This window comes from Gluconobacter sp. P5E10 (genome assembly GCF_018812145.1).
Lineage (GTDB): Bacteria > Pseudomonadota > Alphaproteobacteria > Acetobacterales > Acetobacteraceae > Gluconobacter > Gluconobacter cerinus.
Genome location: NZ_JACRVZ010000009.1, coordinates 39,033 through 60,039, shown reverse-complemented (window position 1 = coordinate 60,039; position 21,007 = coordinate 39,033). Strand labels below are relative to the sequence as shown.

General features: G+C 58.8%; 17 protein-coding genes and 1 tRNA gene. 9 read left to right on the top strand and 9 right to left on the bottom strand.

The window, feature by feature from the left end:
• Positions 1-35 precede the first annotated feature (35 nt).
• Together KP707_RS14940 and KP707_RS14935 are read right to left on the bottom strand one after the other, a co-directional pair.
• Positions 36-1,859: a DEAD/DEAH box helicase gene (locus tag KP707_RS14940; RefSeq protein WP_174694805.1), complete on the bottom strand. Its 1,824-nt coding sequence runs from the start codon at positions 1,857-1,859 to the stop codon at positions 36-38.
• 124 nt (positions 1,860-1,983) lie between these two features.
• Positions 1,984-2,634, bottom strand: a complete 651-nt coding sequence (locus KP707_RS14935; protein WP_174694804.1) for a class I SAM-dependent methyltransferase — start codon at positions 2,632-2,634, stop codon at positions 1,984-1,986.
• 85 nt (positions 2,635-2,719) lie between these two features.
• Between KP707_RS14935 and dapF the strand changes: the two genes are divergently transcribed.
• From dapF to ftsY, 3 genes are all read left to right on the top strand, one after another.
• Positions 2,720-3,493, top strand: a complete 774-nt coding sequence (dapF, locus tag KP707_RS14930) for a diaminopimelate epimerase (protein ID WP_211503550.1) — start codon at positions 2,720-2,722, stop codon at positions 3,491-3,493.
• A complete protein-coding gene (locus KP707_RS14925; protein WP_211506657.1) occupies positions 3,490-4,695 on the top strand; it encodes a MiaB/RimO family radical SAM methylthiotransferase in 1,206 nt (401 codons plus the stop codon). Before dapF ends, KP707_RS14925 begins: the two co-directional genes overlap by 4 nt.
• An 819-nt stretch (positions 4,696-5,514) precedes the next feature.
• Entirely contained in the window at positions 5,515-6,480 is a 966-nt protein-coding gene (gene ftsY / locus KP707_RS14920; protein WP_211503552.1) for a signal recognition particle-docking protein FtsY, read from the top strand.
• 14 nt (positions 6,481-6,494) lie between these two features.
• Here ftsY and KP707_RS14915 read toward each other — a convergent pair whose 3' ends face one another.
• The 7 genes from KP707_RS14915 to argC form a co-directional block, all read right to left on the bottom strand.
• The gene (locus KP707_RS14915) at positions 6,495-6,956 is read right to left on the bottom strand and encodes a hypothetical protein (RefSeq protein ID WP_211503553.1); all 462 of its coding nucleotides are present in this window, start codon (positions 6,954-6,956) and stop codon (positions 6,495-6,497) included.
• On the bottom strand, positions 6,953-8,923 hold the full coding sequence (locus KP707_RS14910) for a protein kinase domain-containing protein (RefSeq protein WP_211503554.1): 1,971 nt from the start codon (positions 8,921-8,923) through the stop codon (positions 6,953-6,955). Before KP707_RS14910 ends, KP707_RS14915 begins: the two co-directional genes overlap by 4 nt.
• A 90-nt stretch (positions 8,924-9,013) precedes the next feature.
• The gene (locus KP707_RS14905) at positions 9,014-10,303 is read right to left on the bottom strand and encodes an adenylosuccinate synthase (protein ID WP_211503555.1); all 1,290 of its coding nucleotides are present in this window, start codon (positions 10,301-10,303) and stop codon (positions 9,014-9,016) included.
• Between the two features lie 53 nt (positions 10,304-10,356).
• Positions 10,357-11,496: an ATP phosphoribosyltransferase regulatory subunit gene (locus KP707_RS14900; protein ID WP_211503556.1), complete on the bottom strand. Its 1,140-nt coding sequence runs from the start codon at positions 11,494-11,496 to the stop codon at positions 10,357-10,359.
• Positions 11,493-12,650, bottom strand: a complete 1,158-nt coding sequence (locus KP707_RS14895) for a phosphoserine transaminase (protein ID WP_211503557.1) — start codon at positions 12,648-12,650, stop codon at positions 11,493-11,495. The genes KP707_RS14900 and KP707_RS14895 overlap by 4 nt, the downstream gene beginning before the upstream one ends.
• A gap of 55 nt (positions 12,651-12,705) precedes the next feature.
• Positions 12,706-12,789 (bottom strand) — tRNA-Leu (locus KP707_RS14890).
• Between the two features lie 75 nt (positions 12,790-12,864).
• Complete coding sequence (gene argC, locus KP707_RS14885) at positions 12,865-13,770, bottom strand: N-acetyl-gamma-glutamyl-phosphate reductase (RefSeq protein WP_211503558.1); 906 nt, start codon at positions 13,768-13,770, stop codon at positions 12,865-12,867.
• A gap of 186 nt (positions 13,771-13,956) precedes the next feature.
• On the opposite strand from argC, the gene mazG reads away from it, so the two are divergent.
• From mazG to tgt, 6 genes are all read left to right on the top strand, one after another.
• Entirely contained in the window at positions 13,957-14,742 is a 786-nt protein-coding gene (mazG, locus tag KP707_RS14880; RefSeq protein WP_046900823.1) for a nucleoside triphosphate pyrophosphohydrolase, read from the top strand.
• A gap of 53 nt (positions 14,743-14,795) precedes the next feature.
• Positions 14,796-15,584, top strand: coding sequence for an SDR family oxidoreductase (locus KP707_RS14875; protein ID WP_211503559.1), 789 nt, complete (start codon positions 14,796-14,798; stop codon positions 15,582-15,584).
• 97 nt (positions 15,585-15,681) lie between these two features.
• On the top strand, positions 15,682-18,111 hold the full coding sequence (locus KP707_RS14870) for a membrane-bound PQQ-dependent dehydrogenase, glucose/quinate/shikimate family (RefSeq protein WP_211503560.1): 2,430 nt from the start codon (positions 15,682-15,684) through the stop codon (positions 18,109-18,111).
• A gap of 54 nt (positions 18,112-18,165) precedes the next feature.
• The gene (locus KP707_RS14865; protein WP_211503561.1) at positions 18,166-18,654 is read left to right on the top strand and encodes an OsmC family protein; all 489 of its coding nucleotides are present in this window, start codon (positions 18,166-18,168) and stop codon (positions 18,652-18,654) included.
• 114 nt (positions 18,655-18,768) lie between these two features.
• Positions 18,769-19,812 (top strand): tRNA preQ1(34) S-adenosylmethionine ribosyltransferase-isomerase QueA, encoded by a 1,044-nt coding sequence (gene queA, locus KP707_RS14860; protein WP_211503562.1) that lies wholly within the window; start codon positions 18,769-18,771, stop codon positions 19,810-19,812.
• Positions 19,809-20,975 carry a tRNA guanosine(34) transglycosylase Tgt gene (gene tgt, locus KP707_RS14855; RefSeq protein WP_211503563.1) on the top strand — a complete coding sequence of 389 codons (1,167 nt, stop codon included), beginning with the start codon at positions 19,809-19,811 and terminating at the stop codon, positions 20,973-20,975. Before queA ends, tgt begins: the two co-directional genes overlap by 4 nt.
• Positions 20,976-21,007 lie beyond the last annotated feature (32 nt).

The following is a 21,007-nucleotide window of genomic DNA, read 5'->3' as shown; positions in this document are numbered from 1 at the left end:
GGCGGGGGTTTTCAGTTCTGACGTAAGATCAGAAATCAGGAACGACGCTTGCGGCTCGCACCTTCACCTGACGAGCCACCAGCACCCGGCTTCGGACGACCGAAACCGGAACCGCCACGGCCCTTGTAACCGCCGCCAGCACCGCCACCGCGCGGGCCGCCCTTGAAGCCGCCACCAGCGCCACCGCCGGACCGACCAAAGCGCTTGCCTTCGCCCGGGTTACGACCACGGGAACCATAGCTGCTGCCACCGGCAGGCTCAGCAGACGGCTCGATCGTCACTTCGTCAGGCTCAGCGCCAGCCACACAGGACTTGAAGCGCTCGACGCTCTCATCCGTGATCTGGAAATACGTCTGATCCTGCTCGATGCGGATGCTGCCGATGTCACGCTTCTGAACGTTACCAAGACGGCAGATCAGCGGGATCAGCCACTTCGGATCAGCGCGCTCTGTACGACCGACGCTCATCTTGAACCATTCGCCCGACACGATGCGCTCTTCACGCGGTGCGCGTTCCGGACGATCGCCACGGCTCTGTGGAGCTTCGACGGACATCGCACGGATCTGCTCAACGTTCGGCAGGCGAGCACGGTACATCTGCACCAGCGCTGCTGCGAGCTTCTTCGCGTCGTAGGTTTCAGCCAGCTTCAGAACCAGCTCATCCGTCGTCTCTTCGGATGCGTTGGCGAGGATCGGATCGTCCAGCAGGCGCTTCGTGTCCTGAGCGGCAATCGCGTCAGCCGTAGGAACAGCTTCCCATTCGGCCTTCACGCGTGCCATTTCCAGCAGACGCTCAGCACGACGGCGCTGGTTCATCGGCACCATCAGCACACTGGTGCCCTTGCGGCCCGCACGGCCGGTACGGCCAGAACGGTGCAGCAGGGTTTCAGAAGCCGTCGGGATGCTGGCGTGAATCACGAGATTCAGCGCTGGCACGTCAATGCCACGGGCGGCAACGTCAGTCGCGACACAGACGCGGGCCTGACCGGAGCGGAGGCTCTCGATCGCACGGCTACGCTCGTTCTGACCCATCTCGCCGGAAATGGCGACAGAGGCGAAGCCACGCTCCAGAAGAGCAGCCTGCACCTGACCAACCATCATACGGGTGTTGCAGAACACCATGGCCGTCGGGCTTTCGTAGAAACGCAGAACGTTCACGAGGGAACGCTCGATTTCCTGCGGAGCCGTTACGACGCAGCGGTAGGTGATATCAGAATGCTGCTTGGCGCCGGAAACCGTATCGATGCGCTTGGCATCTTTCTGGAAGCGCTTGGCAAGAGACGCGATTTCGCGCGCAATCGTTGCCGAGAACAGCAGGGTGCGACGCTCGGATGGGGACGCATCCAGAAGCTGCTCAAGCTCGTCACGGAAGCCCATGTCCAGCATTTCGTCAGCTTCGTCGAGAATGACGCAGCGCAGACCGGACAGGTCAAGGGAACCACGGGACTGATGATCACAAAGGCGGCCTGGCGTTCCCACAACAATGTGGGCGCCACGGCTGAGGTCGCGGGCTTCACGGCGGGCATCCGTGCCACCAATGCAGCTCGCGATACGAGCGCCGGTCTCGGCATAGAGCCACTCAAGTTCGGACTGGACCTGAAGGGCCAGTTCACGCGTCGGGGCAATAACCAGAGCCAGCGGCTGTGGCGACGGCGGGAGGCGATCAGCCTCACCAAGCAGCGTCGGCGCAATAGCCAGACCAAAAGCTACGGTCTTGCCTGAACCCGTCTGGGCGGAAACCAGAAGATCACGATCCTCCAGCCCTGGCTGCAGAACTGCTTCCTGAACGGGAGTGGGCTGTTCGTAGCCACGCGCCGTCAGGGCGCGCAGAAGGGCAGGATGAGTATCGGGGAAAGGCATATTTAATGAACACTCGGCAAACGTCACGCCGACGGCAAAAAGCGGCGGCTGGGATGCCGCTGCATAAAGACTTCCGAGCATAAATGCCAGAAGTAACGCATCCGAACCTGCGAATCAGGCAAAATCAGCCCCTGGGCTTCCGCCCGACAACCGCCCGAACCGTGTCACGCCATGCCGTCAGATCTTCCGGAGGAACGACTTCACCTGTGTCGAGTTCCCCAAAACCAGCCTTCGAAAGAAGAACACTGACAAGACGTGCACGGTCTTCTGGCTCCAGAGCCTGCCACATTGCAACAGCTTTCTGCTGATGAAACTGATCTGAGAATGTGACAATCAGAGGAGCCCCTTCCTTCAGAACACGAAGGGCTTCCGTCAGGACTTTCAACGGCTGCGTCAGGTATGCCACCCCGTCACACAGGGTTATGGCGTCAATTGTGTCGTCTTCGAACGGCAGGATGGGGTCTGCGTTCAGATCCTGTACGATCCGTGTCGTCAGCACAGGATTGGTGTCCAGCGCAGCCTTGGACGCTCCCAGTCCGATGGCATCCTGAAAGCGTGCCTCTTCCGGGTAATGGCTGAGTGACCCCGCCATCAGATCCAGAACCGTGCCCCCAACGGGAAGAGATGTCTGGTAAAGTGCCGCAACTGCCGTGCGGGCCCCCATGTCCATCAGCGAATCCGGAAGACGCTGCGCATAGAAGATCGTATCCGGTTCATTATTGACGCGCGTAAACGCCGCTGCGTGAAAACCTTCAACCTGTTCCGTGCCGCTCATATCCATCTCCTCCTGACTGACCTGTCGAAATGAGGGTATGTTCCTCGTGCGTCAACCCGCAGGATGCTCTATGGGAGGCACCATCATGACCCTTTCTTTCACCAAGATGCACGGCCTGGGCAATGATTTCATCGTCATTGATGGCCGCGAAACCGACCCCGCCCTTGACGAAGCCACCATCCGGCACCTGTGCGACAGACGCTTCGGCATCGGCTGCGACCAGCTCGTCCTGCTCTCTGCCCCAACCCTGGAAGGTGCGGATGTTCTGGTCCGTTTCTTCAATGCTGATGGGTCGGAATCCGGCGCCTGCGGAAATGCATCGCGGTGTGTTGCCAGTCTCGTTGGTAACAATCCCGTTCTCCAGACCCGGGCCGGACTTCTCCTCACGTCACAGGATGGCGATCGCATCACGGTGAATATGGGCGCTCCCCGAACTGGCTGGCAGGACGTGCCGCTGTCCAAGGATTGCGACACACTTCACCTGCCCCTGCATGATGCAGCCGCCTGCTCCATGGGAAATCCTCATGCGACCGTTTTCGGCGACGTGTCGCGCGCAGAAGACCTTGGCCCCTCTCTCGAGAAGTCTCCGCTCTTCCCACAGCGCGCCAATATCGGATTTGCGGATCTCATCACCCCCGGTCACATGCGTCTGCGCGTCTGGGAACGCGGTGCGGGTTTAACACTGGCTTGCGGCTCAGGAGCCTGCGCTGCCGTGGTAAATGCCGTACGCCGGGGCCTGGCAGACCGGACCTGCCTCGTGACCATGGACGGTGGAGACCTAGAAATCACCTGGCAGGAAAACGGAGACGTCCTGATGACCGGACCGGCCACAACCGTTTTCCATGGCAAGCTTCCGTGACATCCCCTTCCGTTCTGACATTCGGCTGCCGTCTCAACGCGCATGAGAGCGACGGCATGGCGCATCACGCCCGCGGGCAGGATGACACCATCATCGTCAATACATGCGCCGTTACGACCACAGCCGAGCGACAGGCGAGGCAGGCCATCCGCCGCGCTCACCGCGAGCGCCCGGATGCAAAAATAGTCGTGACAGGCTGCGCGTCGGAAATTGACGCCAAGCGCTGGATGGAGTTGCCCGGCGTGGTGCGGGTTGTGCCCAACGCTGACAAGCTCAAGCCCACCACATGGGGAGACAGCAAGCCCGGCCTTCCGCCATCACGGCATGCCCGTGCTCTGCTTCAGGTCCAGCAGGGATGCGATCATCGGTGCACATTCTGCATCATCCCTTATGGCCGGGGAGACTCCCGCTCCACCCCCACAGCGGAAGCTATTTCGAGAGCCCGCGCCCTGACCGAGGCCGGACATCGTGAAATCGTTCTCACGGGTGTTGATATTGCTTCATGGCAAGGCACAGATGGCGAAGGTCTGGGCCGGATGTGCCGGACGCTCCTGCAGGACGTTCCCGCCATCGAACGTCTGCGCCTGTCGTCCATCGACCCTGTCATTCTTGATCCGGAAACGGGAGATCGGGACCTCTGGTGGCTTCTGGAAAACGAGCCCCGCCTGATGCCACATCTGCATCTGTCTCTTCAGGCTGGTTCCGACCTCATCCTCAAGCGCATGAAACGCCGACACACCACCACGCAGGTCGCGTCCATGCTCCAACATGCTCGCGCCTTACGCCCGAATATTGGTGTTGGTGCAGATCTCATCGCGGGCTTCCCGACAGAAACAGACACGCTTTTCAACGAAACCCTCTCCTTCATCGAAGAGCAGGCTATCCCGTTCCTGCATGTCTTTCCCTACAGCGAACGCCCCGGCACACCCGCCGCCCGAATGCCCGCCGTACCGAACGGAGAACGTCAGGCCAGAGCAGCCCAGCTGAGAGCTGTTGGCGAGGCAAACCGCGATACGTTTCTTGAAAAATTTGTGGGTCAGACTGTGAACGTCCTGATCGAGACACCTGACCGAGGCCACTCGCCGGAATTTGCGCCCGTGCGCTTTGCAGCCGATGCCTCCTCCGCAGTCAGAGGGAGCATCATTCCCTTGTCGATCTACAGTGCCTCAGAAGGGCATCTTCTGGGACGCAGCCCTGCCTAAAAACCTGAGGTCAGGGCGAAGCGGGCATAAACTGGCGCCAGCTAATGCCCTGTTACGCCGCTCGGCACAGCAGACGCCTGTCAGGCGATAGTTATACGCATATTGTACCGCCTAGGCATGCGTATCGAAGACGTTCGCTCCACGTTTCAGGTTTTTGGGGAAACGGAAGCCAATATTCAAACTGGGTTCCTGTGGAGCGCAGGCCAGTGGGTATTCTTCAAGCAGCAGTCCTGCAAACCGCCATACCAAGGCCTTTGATCTGCACAAGGATGCCAAACGAACAGACGAAACTCGGGGCGTTCATCACCTAGCCACCATTAATTCCATAACTTGCCCGATCAACGCCCGATAATGCGCCCTCGCAAAGGAAAAATCCGTGTTGAGCTCAGGCCAGACAAAGGGATTGTACCTCTACCCCTTCCCGACGACTGGCAAGCCGGGAAGACGTTACGTCCGCATCACCGTCGTAACTAAACTCGGACGCAAAATCGGTGATGAAGGCAGCCGCCTGAACATTCAAATGAATGGGTAGGTGTGATCCGTATACCCACTTCACTGTTAACATTGCGAGCGGAGATCGTCGGACGGAAACCCTCTTCTGTCACTCAGGTAGAGTTTGGTCTTCTTCCAAAGACCAAACACCAGACATCCCTCTTAGCTTCACCCCATAAAACCGGGGTGAAGAACCATACGCCCCCACAGAAACTGGAACGCTTTCGGACTGTAAATGTGTGAAACAATCGCCCAACAGCCCGTTTACTCTCAGGAAATCGACGCTACAGACTTGACGTTAGGCCTGACCTGTCCGAACTCCCGTAAATGGCTGGATTTTTCTCACGACTCAAACAGGGTCTTTCACGCTCGAGCTCACGTCTCGGAGCTGTGTTCACGCATCGCAAGCTGGACGATGCTGCTCTTGAAGAACTCGAAGACGAACTGATTGCGGCAGATCTGGGGCCTGTCGTGGCCGAGCGTGTCATCGAGAGCTTTCGCAGCTCCCGTTTTGGCAAGGACGTCACAAGTGACGAAATTCGCGACGCCCTGGCCGAAGAGATTGCGCGGGTTCTGGAGCCCGTTGCGATCCCGTTTGAACCTGATCCCAAGAAGAAGCCACATGTCGTTCTCGTGGTGGGCGTCAACGGTGTAGGCAAGACCACAACCATCGGCAAAATGGCCCGCCATTACAGCGACGAAGGCAAATCCGTCATGCTCGTGGCGGGAGATACCTTCCGTGCTGCGGCTGTCGAACAGCTTCAGGTCTGGGGACAACGCTCAGACGTGCCCGTTATCGCGGGAAAACATGGAGCAGATGCTGCGGGCCTCGCCTATGACGGTATCAAACGCGCAACGGAAGAGGGAAAAGACCTCCTCTTCATCGATACGGCTGGCCGCCTGCACAATAAGGGCGCGCTCATGGAAGAGCTGGCCAAGATCATCCGCGTCATGCAGAAATTCGACCCAACCGCCCCGCATTCGGTATTGCTGGTGCTGGATGCAACGACCGGTCAGAACGCCATTGAGCAGGTGCGGGTATTCCGTGAACTGGTGAACGTGACAGGCCTGATCGTGACCAAACTGGACGGCTCTGCCCGCGGCGGAATTGTGGTCGCACTTGCAGAACAGTTCAAACTGCCCGTGCACATGGTCGGTGTCGGCGAACAGGCCGAAGACCTGCGCCCGTTCTCAGCTCAGGATTATGCACGCGGTCTTGTGGGTGGAGCTACGGGAGATCTTGCCTCCCGGCTTGTCGAGAGCCCCTCAGAAGAAGAAACCCCGGAAGATTGAAGAACCCGGCCTTTTCAGGCCTGCCTCTCACTGTCTGAAGTCAGCCATTCCTCTCGCAGGGCGTCGATCTTCTTTTCGATGGCCCTGCGCTCTCTGCGAACATAATCCGCATACCAAAGTCTGGCACCAATGGCAGACGCTTCAGCGACCAGCCACGCCACACCAACGGCCATCCAGTCCATCACAAGCAGCATTGGCTGCATAATTTGCTGGGTACAGGCCTCCCAATCCCCATGTGACAACCATGCTTCTCTCAAGGGATGAACCATGACGCCCCCCAGATAAAACAGAACAATCATGATCCGCTGACGGTCAGCATCCGGATCGATGAATCGAAGCGCGATCAGAGGCAGCAGCAGAACACCGCCCACAAGCAGACTGCCCGGCACATATGCCAACAGCAGGCCAAGGATGAGGCCGTGCCACCATTTGAAACTCGCCTCCGTCACGCGCAAACGCACTGACTGGCGGGTCATTCACAAAACTCCAGCCAGATACTGGTCATCGCGACAGCAATCCCGATCAAGAGTGAGAAGAACTCTCCAGCATTGCGGGCCTGTTTTTCATGGACAGCTTTGCGGACAGGCTCCTCCTCGAGAACTTTCTCAAGATGGGCAATCTCTGCTTCAGCCTGCCGAGCCAGCTTGCGATCGTGCTGCAAGCCGGCAGGGTCAGTGACGTTATCAAGAAACTTCGTAAGATTTCCCGTTTCGGCCAGCTGAAAAAGCCGGGCACGACGCTTTGCTCTCGTCGTTTTGCTTCGCCATTGCTTAAGCTCGTTTTCCAGCAAGAAAAGCGCCCGCTTTGCCACAGCACTGAGGGGCGTCTTGTCGAAACGGCGCTGGGCCGCAGCCATCAATGTCAGATCCGAAAGCCAGGACGGAAGACCCGCTTTCTGGGACTGCGCAAGTGGGATGATCCCCTGGCGCGCGCAATGACTTTCCAGAAAAGTCCGCATCTGATCGTCCAGAAAGCCTGAACGCCCCAGGTCGTCGGCAGAAAGCTCCTGTTCCGAAACGTGCCTATCCAGCCATTGCAACAGACCCGCTGACAACGAGATCCGTTCTTTCAGGCAACGAGAAGACAGGCAGGGCTGATAGACATTCACGTCGTAAGGTACACGACGGATCTGCTCCATTCCCTTTGCACCTGTTCGCCGCACATCAGTGGCGAGATCATTGATCTGCTTTGCCTGCAATGCGGGCAGCGAAGGAACATCAAACACTTCTGGGCTCGTCATCAGGAAGCCCGCTATCCCACGAATATTGCGCTGCTCTTCAGGCGGGAACCGTCCGGCTTCGGCACACGCCAACATATGAGGAATGGCGGATGGCCAGAACCAGTGTCCGGCCCAGAACATTGGAGCGGCAGAGTCCAGAATGGCAATGGCCCGTGTCACAACCATTGTCGTCGGGTCTACGGCTTTGTTTCCGCTGGATGGCAAAAACGCAATTCCAGCCTGTTCGATCAGGCTGGACATGACCGACAGCTCCAGCTCTCGATGTAACCATTGGCTGACAATTTTTCGCTGAAGCAAAGACAGGAACTCATTGGGATATGTCCCGGCATACCATGCCAGTGCCTGTGGTGTTCTGACCTCCACACCGCCAATGACCAGAGGCGAGCGCGCGGGAATATCGGGCCGGATTGAAAACAGCTTGCTCGGCGCAATGGTTATAAGGTCATTGGGAGAGGGTCTGTTTTCGGGCCTGTCTGAAAGCATGGCCTCTAGAAGGGAGACCAGACCTGCGGGAACGTTATGCCCCTGCATGTAGGCCTCGGCAGACCCCACTTCAAAACGTCGTTGCAGAATTTCGTTATCTGACAGGCCCCTCAGGGGCACTTCCCCGATGCAAAGGGAAAGAACCAGTACTCCCAATGAGAAGATGTCACAGGCAATTGTCCCGCCTCCCCGCGCCGTTGGATGACAGACTGCGGAAGACAAAGGCTCGAACAGGACAGGCTGCGCTTCTGCGTTACAGGCAACCCCAAGCGGGCCAACGACCACCTGATGCAGCCCCTGCCCAACAAACAGATTATCTGGCCGGATCCCGCGACAGGTCAGCCCCATGGAGGAGAGCTTCTCAAGAGCATCGGCAATAGGGCGTATAACCCCATCAATAATCTGGCTTTCAGACCAGACACCCAGATTGTCTTTCAGGGACGGTCCGGGAGGGTGCGGACATAGCACCCAGAGCGAGCCTGCATGATATTCATGGGCATGCAGGCCGATAACACTCTCATGTCGGAAAAACATAAGATCAGAGAAATGGGGAGATGGCATGGACGGTGCCAGAGCCAGCCAGGTTGAACCTGTGGCCGTAATATCCTGAGCCACCCAGGCAGGACAGCCGCTGAGGTCAGGTTGTTTCTGGCTCGTATTCACCAGGTAACGGTCTGCGATCAGCAGTTCGGGGCTGTCATCTCCCTGAGTGTAATCCATGTCCGTTCCATCAAATTCCTGTCTGACACTCTATGCCGGACAGGAATTGAGGCTTCGTTAACGGACCGGCAGTTTCACGTTCAGAAAAACTCAGTCTTCGAACGGGTCACGCATCAGGATCGTGTCATCACGCTCCGGGCTGGTGGACAGCAGCGTCACCGGAGCTTCAATCAGCTCTTCAATGCGACGCACATACTTGATGGCCTGTGCCGGCAGTTCACCCCAGGAACGGGCGCCCGCTGTGGTTTCCTGCCAACCTGGCATCGTCTCATAAATTGGCTTCACACGGGCCTGTGCACCCGGAGCGGATGGGAAGGTATCGATCTTCTTGCCGTCCAGCTCATAGCCAACACAGATCGAGATTTCTTCCAGACCATCCAGCACGTCCAGCTTTGTCAGGGCGATGCCCGTGACGCCGCCAACACGGGCTGCACGGCGCAGCATGACGGCATCGAACCAGCCACAACGACGGGGACGGCCAGTGACCGTGCCGAACTCATGACCACGCTCACCGATCGTACGGCCAACGTCATCGAACAGTTCGCTCGGGAACGGACCTTCGCCCACGCGGGTTGTGTACGCCTTGGCAATACCTAGCACGAAGCCGATGGAAGACGGGCTGACACCACTACCGGATGCGGCAACGGCAGCGACCGTGTTGGAGCTGGTCACGAACGGATAGGTGCCGTGATCGACGTCCAGCATGACGGCCTGCGCACCTTCAAACAGGATACGACGGCCAGCACGACGCGCTTCGTCCAGACGGTCCCAGACCGGGCATGCGAAAGACATCAGACGCGGTGTGAATTCCGTCAGGAAGTCCTTGAGTTCTTCCTTCGTGAAAGTATCAGCACCCAGACCCGCCAGCAGCGTGTTGTGATGCAGAAGTACTTCGTCCAGCTTCCAGTCCAGCGTCTCCGGCTCAGCCAGATCACAGACGCGAATGGCACGACGGGCAACCTTGTCTTCATAAGCCGGGCCAATACCGCGACCCGTTGTGCCGATCTTGCGATCACCGCGAGCAGCTTCACGCGCACGATCCAGCGCACCATGTACCGGCAGGATCAGCGGAGCATTCTCAGCAATCCACAGCGTTTCCGGCGTGACCTTCAGGCCCTGCGCCGTTACGCGGTCGATTTCAGACATCAGAGCCTTCGGATCAATAACGACGCCATTGCCGATTACGCCAATCTGGCCACGCACGAGACCTGATGGCAGCAGTGACAGCTTGTAGACCTGATCGCCGACAACCAGCGTATGACCGGCGTTGTGACCACCCTGGAAACGGACAACGATATCAGCGCGGCTGGCAAGCCAGTCTACGATCTTGCCTTTACCCTCGTCCCCCCACTGGGTTCCGATCACGGTGACGTTGGACATGAGCTGGCTTCCTCGACTTGGTATGCAGAGCAGAAATTAGAAAAAACTGGGGGTCAGAGCGCGTGCGCTGCGCCATTCCGCCAGACATGGGTGCAGCGCAGATGGCGCGCTTCGGCATCAGGCTCTGCATCTACTTCAAGTGCAGAAACCGTCGCAAAACCTTGAGCATGGAGGGCTGCCATGGCCTCATCCTCCAGCCGAACGGGCACATAGCACCGCGGACGGGACGGCGGCACAGGAGCCGCACGCAACAGCGCCTGCGGACGCAACGTCAAACCACAGGCTGGCTCCTGACCCGCAATATACCGTCCACCACGACCCAGTTCTTCACGCGAGGTGGTGGAAAAGACCGTGATGCATAGTCCGGTATGATACTGCCATCCCCGGAAATCCACGGGATCTACCGTCAGACGCAGGGCCGGTGCGCGCTCGCGAATAGCGGCAACGGAGGCAACCAGACGCTCGAAATGCGGACGAACGGAAGCCGGAAAGTCGAGAGAGGCGAGCAGATCAAGCGCGCGACTGGCAGGGCCTGCGGCCTGAAGCATAACCGCCAGAGTGTCGGCGATTGAGCCGCCAAGTTCAGCAACAGATGCTGCATCCTTGCGGTTCAGCGCCTGAATCAGATCTTCCCGGTCGGTTTCAGGGATAGCAGTCTCAATCAGGCCCAGAGCCAGAGCTGGCAACGAGAGATCGAAGGACACACCCTTAATGCCCAGTTCCTCAAGTGCTCTGGCGCCCAGCGCCACCACTTCAGCATCAGCCTGTGCAGAATCCGGGCCGATCAGTTCGATACCCGCCTGGGAAACCTGACGGTCAGCTTCACGTCCCGGCGTACCGATGACGATACAGCTTCCGGAATAAGAGAGACGCAGCGGGCGCGGTGCATCTTGAAGGCGGACACTGGCGATACGGGCAATCTGCGTCGTCATATCTGGCCGAAGGGCCATCATACGATGAGAGCTTGGATCCATCAGACGGAACGTCTGAGTGGAGAGCGCACCGCCTGAACCGTTCAGAAGAGAGGTTTCAAACTCCAGCATGGGCGGGCGTACACGCTCATAACCATGCCGGGAAAAGGCTTCCATGACGCAGGCAATACCCCGCGCCTCAGCTTCGGCTTCACCCGGAAGAAGGTCGGAGAAGCCAGACGGCAGAAGGGCAGCGCTCGGGGTCTCGGAATACAGGCTCATGCAGCAAACTCCTCGCGCGTGCACTCATACGCCCAGTCCAGCCACGGTAGGAGAGCCTGAATATCCGCTGCATCAACGGTGGCTCCTCCCCAGATCCGCAAACCAGCAGGGGCGTCTCGATAAGACGCGAGGTCATAGCCTGCACCTTCCTGTGCGACCAGCCCGGTCAGGTGCTTGACGGCCTTGGCCCGGGATTCAGGCGACAGGGCCTCGAACCAGGGTGCTACGATTTTGAGGCAGATTGACGTGCAGGACCGCGTTGCGGGATCAGACGCAAGAAAGGACACCCAATCCGTCTTTTCCACCCATTCCGCTACGACGGCCAGACTGGCTTGCGAGCGCGCCTTGAGAGCAGGGAGACCACCCGCAGACTCTGCCCACCGCAAACCATCCAGTGCATCTTCTACGCACAGCATGGAGGGCGTATTGATGGTATCCCCTTCGAACACAGCCTCCAGCAGCCCTTTCTTTCCCGTCAGACGGAAAATTTTGGGCAGCGGACGTGGGGCAGCCTCTGTCAGACGAGCGGCAGCACGAGGGCTGATGGCCACCATGCCATGAGCCGCTTCACCGCCGAGGGCCTTCTGCCAGGACCAGGTGACAACATCCAGACGATCCCACGGAAGGTCCATGGCGAAAGCAGCGGATGTTGCATCACAGATGATCAAACCGTCATGCTCGACGGGAATAGCCTCTGCATTCGGAATGCGAACGCCTGACGTTGTACCGTTCCAGGTCAGGACGACATCGCGGGACCAGTCTACAGCCGCCAGATCCGGAAGCTCTCCATAAGGCGCGTCCAGCACGCGAAGATCTTCGATTTTCAGAACGTCCCGCAGATCCTGCGCCCATGTTCCGGAAAAACTTTCAAAAGATAGCACATCCATGCCGCGCTCACCGGCGATGGCCCAGAGAATCATCTCAACCGCACCGGTGTCCGAAGCCGGAACAACAGCCAGACGCCAGTCTGCGGGAATGCCTAGGATATTTTTTGAGCGGGTGATGACTTCCTTCAGGCGCGCACGGCCTTCAGGGGCACGATGTGACCGTCCCAGCAGGGCCTGATCCAGAGCCGAGAGGGACCAGCCAGGGCGTTTTGCGCACGGACCAGAGGAAAAGAACGGGCGGGAAGGTCTGACAGTCGGCTTGGACATGCTCGTTCCGGGCTAAACGGTCCTCGGGTGCAGCCAGACTGGTGCGCCCGGTTTGTGGTGCGAGAGGGGGGATTCGAACCCCCATGCCTTTCGGCGGTCGATTTTGAGCCGACTGCGTCTACCGTTCCGCCACTCTCGCGCGAACGGCCCAGACCCTAGTGCATTCCTGAGCAAAGGACCAGACCGTGAAAAAAAAATCCCAAACCGTGGAAAATCAGAGACCCAGCATCAAAAGCAGATTCTGGATCGCAGCGCCAGAGGCTCCTTTACCCAGATTGTCGAGACGCGCGGTCAGAACTACTTTTTCTCCCTGCGCATTACCGTGCACACGGAGCTCCATATTGTCCGTATTGGCCAGCGCATCTGCCAGGAGTTTGGGTTCAGACGGCAGAACCCGCACATGGTCACACCCACGATAAGCTTTTTCAAGCGTTGCTTCCAGATCGCGCGGCGTCGGATGGCCGGGCAGATCCGCAAGGTGAAGCGGGATGGACACAATCATGCCCTGCGGAAAGTGCCCTACAGACGGCACGAACACCGGCTGGCGCGTCAGGCCGGAATAGTGCTGGATTTCTGGAAGATGCTTGTGCTCCAGCGTCAGCCCATAAAGAAAGAATGCCGGGCCGCCATCCCGTTCATGCGCCTCGATCGCGGAGCGCCCTGCCCCACTGTAACCCGATACGGCATTGATGGAGATGGAGTGGTCGGCTGGGACAAGTCCAGCGCGAACCAGCGGCCGCAAAAGCGCAATTGCACCCGTTGGATAACAGCCAGGATTCGCAACATGGGTCGCACCGCGTATCAGGGTGCCCTGATCTTCATCCAGTTCCGGCAGACCATAAACCCAGCCATCGGCAATCCGGTGCGCCGTACTGGCATCCAGAATACGGACGTTCAGACCCTCTGCCAGAGCAACAGTTTCACGCGCGGCATCGTCTGGCAGACAGAGAATGGCAATATCCGCCTGCGCCAGCAGGGCACGCCGTGCCTCAGCATCTTTTCGCAGAGCCGGATCAATCGATAGCAGTTCGAAACCGTAACTTTCCGGCAGGACCTCGATACGCTGGCGTATGCCAAGCCCCGTGGTTCCTGCTTCTCCGTCGATAAAGATCCTGGCCATGTATTTAAAATCCGGTCTGCAAAAAATGTCCGGCCTGTCCAAGCAGCCGGGCTGGCCTTCTTATCGCGTTACCCTTGGTGCTGTCATCCCGTGAGAGCGGTTCGTGCGCTCTGTGCTTTCTGTCTGTGCAACGAAAGAGTATGCTTTGGGTCAGGCCAGACGCCAGATCATTACCCAGGAGCTGTTATGACCCAGACCCACCCCGTCCGTCAGATTGACCGCCTTCTGGACATCATGAAGCGCCTGCGCGACCCGCAGAGCGGTTGCCCGTGGGACGTGGCACAGACACCCGAAACCATTGCGCCCTTCGCCATAGAAGAAGCGTATGAGGTGATGGATGCCATCGCCCGGGATGACAGTGATTCCTTGCCGGATGAACTCGGGGATCTGCTGCTACAAGTCGTGTTCCAAGCTCAAATGGCTGAAGAAAAGGGCCAATTTGACTTCGAAACCGTTGCTGGAAAGATCGCTGACAAGATGGTCCGCCGTCATCCCAACATCTTCAGCGATGTAGAACACGACGAAGACCTGTGGGAACGCACGAAAGAAACCGAGCGCCACGCCAAAGCAGAATATGGCGCACTCGCTGGTGTGGCCCAACATCTGCCTGCCCTGGTCAGAGCCGCCAAGCTGTGCCGCCGAGCGGCGCGCGTCGGGTTCGACTGGGATGATGCGTCAGGCGTGTTGGAAAAGGTCCAGGAGGAGATCGGCGAACTTAAAGCCGAACTGGACGGAGACCGCGACCGGATCGAAGACGAACTGGGGGATGTCCTGTTCACTGTCGCCAGTCTGGCACGCAAGCTGGGCATTGACCCGGAAGCCGCATTGCGCCGCAGCAACCGGAAGTTCACGCGCCGTTTCGAAGCCATGGAAGCAAGCCTGGCCTCTGAGGGTAAAACAATGGGGGAGCAAAATCTGGAAACGCTGGAAACGCTTTGGCAGACGGTCAAGAAACAGCCGGGGATGCGCTGATCGTTACCCGATCATCTTTCTCAATTCTATCTCGCCCCTAAGGATACTTTGATATGGACCTCCAGATTTCCGGCCGCAAAGCTCTTGTTCTTGGCGCCTCCTCCGGCCTGGGCCGCGGCGTTGCGGAGGCGCTGGCGGCAGAAGGGGTCCATATCGTTCTGGCTGCACGCGCCAGTGACAGACTGACAGAGGCTGCCATGGCCATTGCCAGTCAGCACGGCGTTCAGACGGCTACACTGCCGGTTGATCTGTCGAATAGCGCCTCCGTTGAGGAATTTGTTCAGGCCATCCGCACGCAGCATCCGGATATTTCCATTCTGGTAAACAATACCGGCGGCCCCTCCCCATCAGGTGTTGAGGGCATTTCCATAGACACATGGAAACAGCAGTTTGAGACCATGGTTCTGAGCCTGTTCAGAATTGCGGATGCGGTACTGCCCGGTATGAAGGAGCGCCGGTGGGGGCGCATCCTTACTATCGCATCGGCTGTTGTGGTTGAGCCGAATATCAGGCTTGGCGTCTCCGTCACATTACGCTCAGCACTCGCGGGCTGGTCCAAAACACTTGCGACGGAAGTGGCCCCCTATGCCGTGACGGTCAACATGCTTCTGCCTGGCCATATCACAACGGATCGAACCCATTTCCTGGCAGAGGCCGAAGCCCGCAAGACGGGTAAAACACCGGAGGCCGTTCAGGAAGAAAAGGCCCGCAATATTCCCGTTGGACGTTACGGCACTGTCGAAGAGTTCGGTGCGACTGCAGCTTTTCTCGCCAGTACGGGTGCTGCCTATATAACCGGCAGCATGATCCGTATTGATGGTGGCGCACTGAAGTCGATCTGAAGCAGTCGGGCGCAAAAGAACGCCCTATTTTCTTTTTTAGGAAACTGCACTCCCCCATGCGGGATTAATCCTTTCGGTTACCCCAAAGGAAAAATCCATGCCGCCCACGCCTCGACGCAGTTCGTTCCTGCCCCTTGTGACTGGCATCTTACTCGTTCTGCTCGGCCTGGGTCTGGCCTTGCCCGGTTTCTGGCTGATTGGGCTGGGAGGCTCTTTCTACTACGCCGTCGCAGGCGTCCTCATGGTGGCGTCCGGCATTCTGATGATCCGGCTTCACCCCGGTGCTTCCGCAGTTTATGCCGCTCTCCTGCTTTATACGCTTGTCTGGGCATTGGGACGCGTAGGCCTTGACGGCTGGCGCCTTCTTCCGCCTCTCGCCCTGCCAGCGGGGATGGGCCTGTGGGTGTTCAGTCCATGGATTGCGGGACGACTGCTCCAGGGCACGGAGCGTCGCTCCTTCGGCAAACCCGTTGCGGCAGGCGGCATGGCCTTCTGCGCGGCACTCTTTGTCTTTGTGTTCGCCTGCGGCTGGCACATTACTGCCTCGCGCGACCACCAGTTCAATCCGTTCCCCGGTGAGACCGGTGCGACCCTTCCGGGCGCGGACCAGCAGGCTGCCAATGACTGGCAGTTCTATGGCGGCTCTCCGGCAGGAGACCGCTTTGCCATGCCCACCCAGATCAATGCCGCCAACGCACACGACTTGAAAGTGGCGTGGGTCTATCACAGCAAGGATCTGCCACGCGCGGGCGAGAACTCCCGCGGGCGGGAATTCAGCTTTGAAGCAACCCCCATCAAGATCGGCAACCGGCTGTTTTTCTGCACGCCACACCGAGATGTCGTGGCGCTAGATGCAACATCCGGAAAGGAAATCTGGCGATATTCGCCAGGTGGGGAATTCGGCAAGAATATCTATCAGGCCTGCCGTGGCGTGTCCTACGTCAATGCGCCGGGAACGGATTGCGCCCATCGCATCGTCTCAACAAATTCCAGCTCCCCTCCAACCCTGTTTGAAGTCGATGCCGACACGGGAAAACTCTGCGAAAGTTTTGGCGATCATGGCATTGTGGATCTCCGGGGTGGGATGGGAGCTATTCCACCCGGCTTTCACTTCATTACCTCCCCACCCATGGTGCTGCATAACCGCATCATGACGAGTGGCTGGGTTTATGATGATCAGACGGTTGGCGAACCTTCCGGGGTTATTCGTGGCTTTGATGCCATTACGGGCCAACTGGCCTGGGCCTGGGACATGGGCCGCACACCGACCAACAAACCTCTGGATCCGGGCGAAGTCTTTACCCGCGGCACCGCCAATGGCTGGGGCGTCTATACGGCCGATGCCGGGCTGAACATGGTTTACGTCCCGCTCGGGATTGCCACGCCTGACTATTTCGGTGGCAAGCGCCGGAGCTTTGACGAGAAGTATGACAGCTCCCTTGTCGCGTTGGATATCACGACGGGTGAAGAGCGCTGGCATTTCCAGACCGTGCATCATGATCTGTGGGATTTTGACCTCCCGGTCGGCCCCTCTCTCGTGGATCTGCCAGATGCCCACGGCACCCTGACGCCCGCACTGGTACAAACAACCAAGCAGGGCGAACTCTTCGTGCTGGACCGGCGTACCGGTGCTCCATTCTATCGCGTTCAGGAAACACCCGTACCTGCCGGGGACACACCGGGCGAGCACTATTCGCCGACGCAGCCACTGTCCGTCGACATGCCCAATCTGCGCCGCCCTAATCTGACAGAAGACGACATGTGGGGCGCGACCCCATACGATCAGATGTTCTGCCGCATTGCCTTCCGCTCCTTGCGGGACAAGGGCCTTTTCACACCGCCTAGCCAGCAGGGAACCGTGGGCTTTCCAGCGTTTGATGGCGTGGCAGACTGGTATGGGGGCACCATCGATCCGACGCACGGTGTCATGTATATCAACACCACGTTCATTCCGTTCCTGATGACGCTGGTGCCGCAGGAAAAAGCTCTTGCCAAAGGGCTCTACAAATCCTGGCATGACTGGGCACAGCCTTATCCAGAACCTGTTTTCACGAACAATCCCCAACATGGCCTGCCCTTCGCGGCCGTCGTGAAGCCTTGGCTTGGCCCGTTTGGTGCCCCTTGCCTCGCACCGCCCTGGGGCAAAATGCAGGCCATTGATCTTGTTCACCGTCGGATCATCTGGGAGCGGGCTTTAGGCACAACGAAGAATGTTGGCCCGACGAACATGCTGCGGATGCCCGTTGGCCTCCCTACCAGCGTCTTCTCCATGGGCGGCAGCGTGACCACGCCAAATGGTCTGGTGTTCATGGGCGCTCTGGCCGATCAGAGCTTCCATGTTCTTGATGGGCATGACGGCCATACCCTCTTCAAGACGGAACTGGATGCCGGCGGCAATGCCACGCCGCTGACCTATATGGGCGAAGACGGCCGACAATATGTCGTGCTGGCTGTGGGTGGCCATGGCGGGCTGAAAACACGCAACAGCGATGAAGTCGTGGCCTTTGCATTACCCAAAGCCCCATGAGCATACTGTCTTCCTGCCGTTAGGGCAGGAAGACAGCAGGAGGCAGGATTAACCATGGCCGGTAAACAGCATACTTATTCCGTGAAGGTTGTCTGGACCGGCAATACAGGAACCGGCACATCCTCTGCTCGCAGTTACACGCGCGATTACGATATTACGGCGCCCGGCAAGCCCACGATTGAAGGATCATCCGACCCTTCTTTTCGCGGAGACCCTGCCCGATGGAATCCTGAAGATCTGCTTCTGGCATCCCTGTCAGCCTGTCACAAACTCTGGTTTCTGGGGCTCTGTGCGCAAGCAGGCATCGTTGTCACGGCATACGAAGACCAGGCTACCGGCGAAATGGAAGAAGAACGCACCGGCGCTGGGCAGTTCACGTCCGTAACGCTTCATCCCCGCGTCATCCTGTCTGCCACGTCAGACGCCGAGAAAGCACTGGACCTGCATCACAAGGCGCACGACATGTGCTTCATCGCACGATCGGTCAATTTTCCGGTCATGAACGAGCCTGTTATCGTTCATGAAGGCGAACAGGGCGCCTGAAAGGCATCATCCTCGACGGGTCGGAGCCAAAAAAATCGCCTTTTGACCGAAAAGATGCGCCGGGCTGGCTGGTCCGGCGTTTTCATGTTGGCTGAACCTGCTAGAGAGCATCCCATGACGGATGAACTCGCCACGTTCGATTTCGAACTGCCCCGCGACCATATTGCGACCGAACCCGCCAGACCGCGTGACAGCGCAAAGCTGCTGCATGTGCGTTCGGGAGAAGCGCCTGATCTTCGGATCATACGCGATCTGCCTGGCCTGCTGCGGGAAGGCGATCTGCTGATTGCCAATAATACAGCCGTCATCCGTGCCCAGCTCTCCGCCACGCGCGGCGAGGCAAAAATCGGAATTACACTGGACCGGATTCTGGCTGACGGAAGCTGGCATGCGCTCGCCCGTAACTCTCGCAAGCTGAAGCCGAACGATACGCTGAACTTTGGCGATGATCCGGTCACGGCATCCGTTGTGGAAAACGAAGGCGATGGTGCCGTCAGCATCCGCTTTTCCGTCGAAGGGGATGCGTTCGATACGTTCCTCGAGCGTGTCGGAGCATTGGCCCTGCCGCCCTATATCGACCGTCCTTTCGGGCCGACCGCGCAGGATGACAGCGATTACCGAACGATTTTTTCCGAACATCGCGGGGCTGTAGCGGCCCCCACTGCTGGTCTGCATTTCACGCCGGGTCTTCTGGCCGCGCTCGACGCAAAAGGTATCCAGCGCCGGACGCTAACGCTTCATGTTGGCGCTGGCACGTTCCTGCCCGTTCGATCCTCCATTGCCGAGCATCGCATGCATGCGGAATGGGGCGAGATCGACGCAGAGACGGCGCAGGCCATCAATGAAACACACGCCCGCGGTGGCCGCGTTGTTGCTGTCGGCACCACATCTCTCCGCCTGCTGGAAAGTGCAGCGCAGGAAGACGGTACGGTTCAGCCCTGGCGGGGGGAGACGTCCATTTTCATCAAGCCTGGTTATCGCTTCAAGGCGGTGGACCTGCTCATGACCAATTTCCATCTGCCGCGCTCGACGCTCTTCATGCTGGTCTGCGCGTTCAGCGGCACCGACACCATGCGTGAGGCCTATGCCTACGCCATCGCCAACGGACTGAGGTTCTATTCCTACGGCGATGCCTGCCTTCTGGAGCGAGCACCATGACCGAACAGGCCACAAAGATGACGTGGGTTCCGGAAGCAACCTGCGGGCAGGCCCGCGCCGGCCATCTGCATACCCGTCACGGCACCGTCCCGACCCCGACCTTCATGCCGGTTGGTACAGTTGGCACCGTGAAGGGCATGACCATGGATGCCGTTCGCTCCACGGGCGCAGGCATTGTTTTGGGTAACACCTACCATCTGATGCTGCGCCCCACGGCGGACCGCGTGCAAAAGCTGGGGGGTTTGCACAAGATGATGGACTGGACCGGCCCGATCCTGACAGATTCCGGCGGGTTTCAGGTCATGTCTCTCGGTGCGCTCCGCAAGCTCGATCAGGACGGCGTGACGTTCCAGTCCCATATTGATGGCAGCAAGCATCGCCTGTCTCCTGAGATCTCAACGGAGATCCAGTACAAGCTGGACGCCACGATCAGCATGGCGTTCGATGAGTGCCCGGCCCTCCCCGCCACGCCGGAAGCACTCCGCAAATCCATGGAACTCTCCATGCGCTGGGCGGCACGCTCACGTGAGGCATTCGTGGCACGTGAGGGCTATGGCCAGTTCGGCATCGTGCAAGGCGGCACCGAGCGAGACTTGCGCGAATATTCCATCAAGGCGCTGACGGAGATCGGCTTTGAAGGTTATGCGATTGGTGGTCTGGCTGTGGGTGAAGGTCAGGAACTCATGTTCTCGACCCTTGATTTCACAACGCCAATGCTTCCGCAGGACAAGGCGCGCTATCTGATGGGCGTTGGTACGCCAGACGATCTGCTGGGGTCGGTCATGCGTGGTGTGGACATGTTCGACTGCGTGATGCCCTCGCGTGCTGGCCGCACGGCGCGAGCTTATACGGAGCGCGGCTACATCAACTTGCGCAACGCCCGCTTTGCCGAAGACACGCGCCCGCTGACACCGCATGACGACAGCCCGATGGCTGGCCGTTATACCCGCGCCTATCTGCATCACCTGTTCCGTGCTGGTGAGATGCTCGGCCCAATGCTGCTGACATGGCACAATCTGGCCTACTACCAGCGCCTGATGCGGCAGATCCGTGCCGCTATCGTGGACGGTACTTTGAACGAACTGGCCATCAAACTACGCGAGGATTGGTCCAAGGGAGACTGGACCGAAGATGAATGGCCCATGCCCTCTCTCGCTTTGTAAGTTTTCATTCTGATCCTGTTCCAATAATGTGT

Bases quoted from the DNA above. Each gene is read 5' to 3' on its own strand.
- KP707_RS14875 (WP_211503559.1), top strand. From the start codon at position 14,796: ATGGACCTCCAGATTTCCGGCCGCAAAGCTCTTGTTCTTGGCGCCTCC.
- KP707_RS14895 (WP_211503557.1), bottom strand. From the start codon at position 12,650: ATGTCCAAGCCGACTGTCAGACCTTCCCGCCCGTTCTTTTCCTCTGGT.
- mazG (WP_046900823.1), top strand. From the start codon at position 13,957: ATGACCCAGACCCACCCCGTCCGTCAGATTGACCGCCTTCTGGACATC.
- KP707_RS14900 (WP_211503556.1), bottom strand. From the start codon at position 11,496: ATGAGCCTGTATTCCGAGACCCCGAGCGCTGCCCTTCTGCCGTCTGGC.
- KP707_RS14905 (WP_211503555.1), bottom strand. From the start codon at position 10,303: ATGTCCAACGTCACCGTGATCGGAACCCAGTGGGGGGACGAGGGTAAA.
- KP707_RS14940 (WP_174694805.1), bottom strand. From the start codon at position 1,859: ATGCCTTTCCCCGATACTCATCCTGCCCTTCTGCGCGCCCTGACGGCG.
- dapF (WP_211503550.1), top strand. From the start codon at position 2,720: ATGACCCTTTCTTTCACCAAGATGCACGGCCTGGGCAATGATTTCATC.
- ftsY (WP_211503552.1), top strand. From the start codon at position 5,515: ATGGCTGGATTTTTCTCACGACTCAAACAGGGTCTTTCACGCTCGAGC.
- KP707_RS14935 (WP_174694804.1), bottom strand. From the start codon at position 2,634: ATGAGCGGCACGGAACAGGTTGAAGGTTTTCACGCAGCGGCGTTTACG.
- queA (WP_211503562.1), top strand. From the start codon at position 18,769: ATGACGGATGAACTCGCCACGTTCGATTTCGAACTGCCCCGCGACCAT.
- KP707_RS14865 (WP_211503561.1), top strand. From the start codon at position 18,166: ATGGCCGGTAAACAGCATACTTATTCCGTGAAGGTTGTCTGGACCGGC.
- tgt (WP_211503563.1), top strand. From the start codon at position 19,809: ATGACCGAACAGGCCACAAAGATGACGTGGGTTCCGGAAGCAACCTGC.
- KP707_RS14870 (WP_211503560.1), top strand. From the start codon at position 15,682: ATGCCGCCCACGCCTCGACGCAGTTCGTTCCTGCCCCTTGTGACTGGC.
- KP707_RS14915 (WP_211503553.1), bottom strand. From the start codon at position 6,956: ATGACCCGCCAGTCAGTGCGTTTGCGCGTGACGGAGGCGAGTTTCAAA.
- KP707_RS14910 (WP_211503554.1), bottom strand. From the start codon at position 8,923: ATGGATTACACTCAGGGAGATGACAGCCCCGAACTGCTGATCGCAGAC.
- argC (WP_211503558.1), bottom strand. From the start codon at position 13,770: ATGGCCAGGATCTTTATCGACGGAGAAGCAGGAACCACGGGGCTTGGC.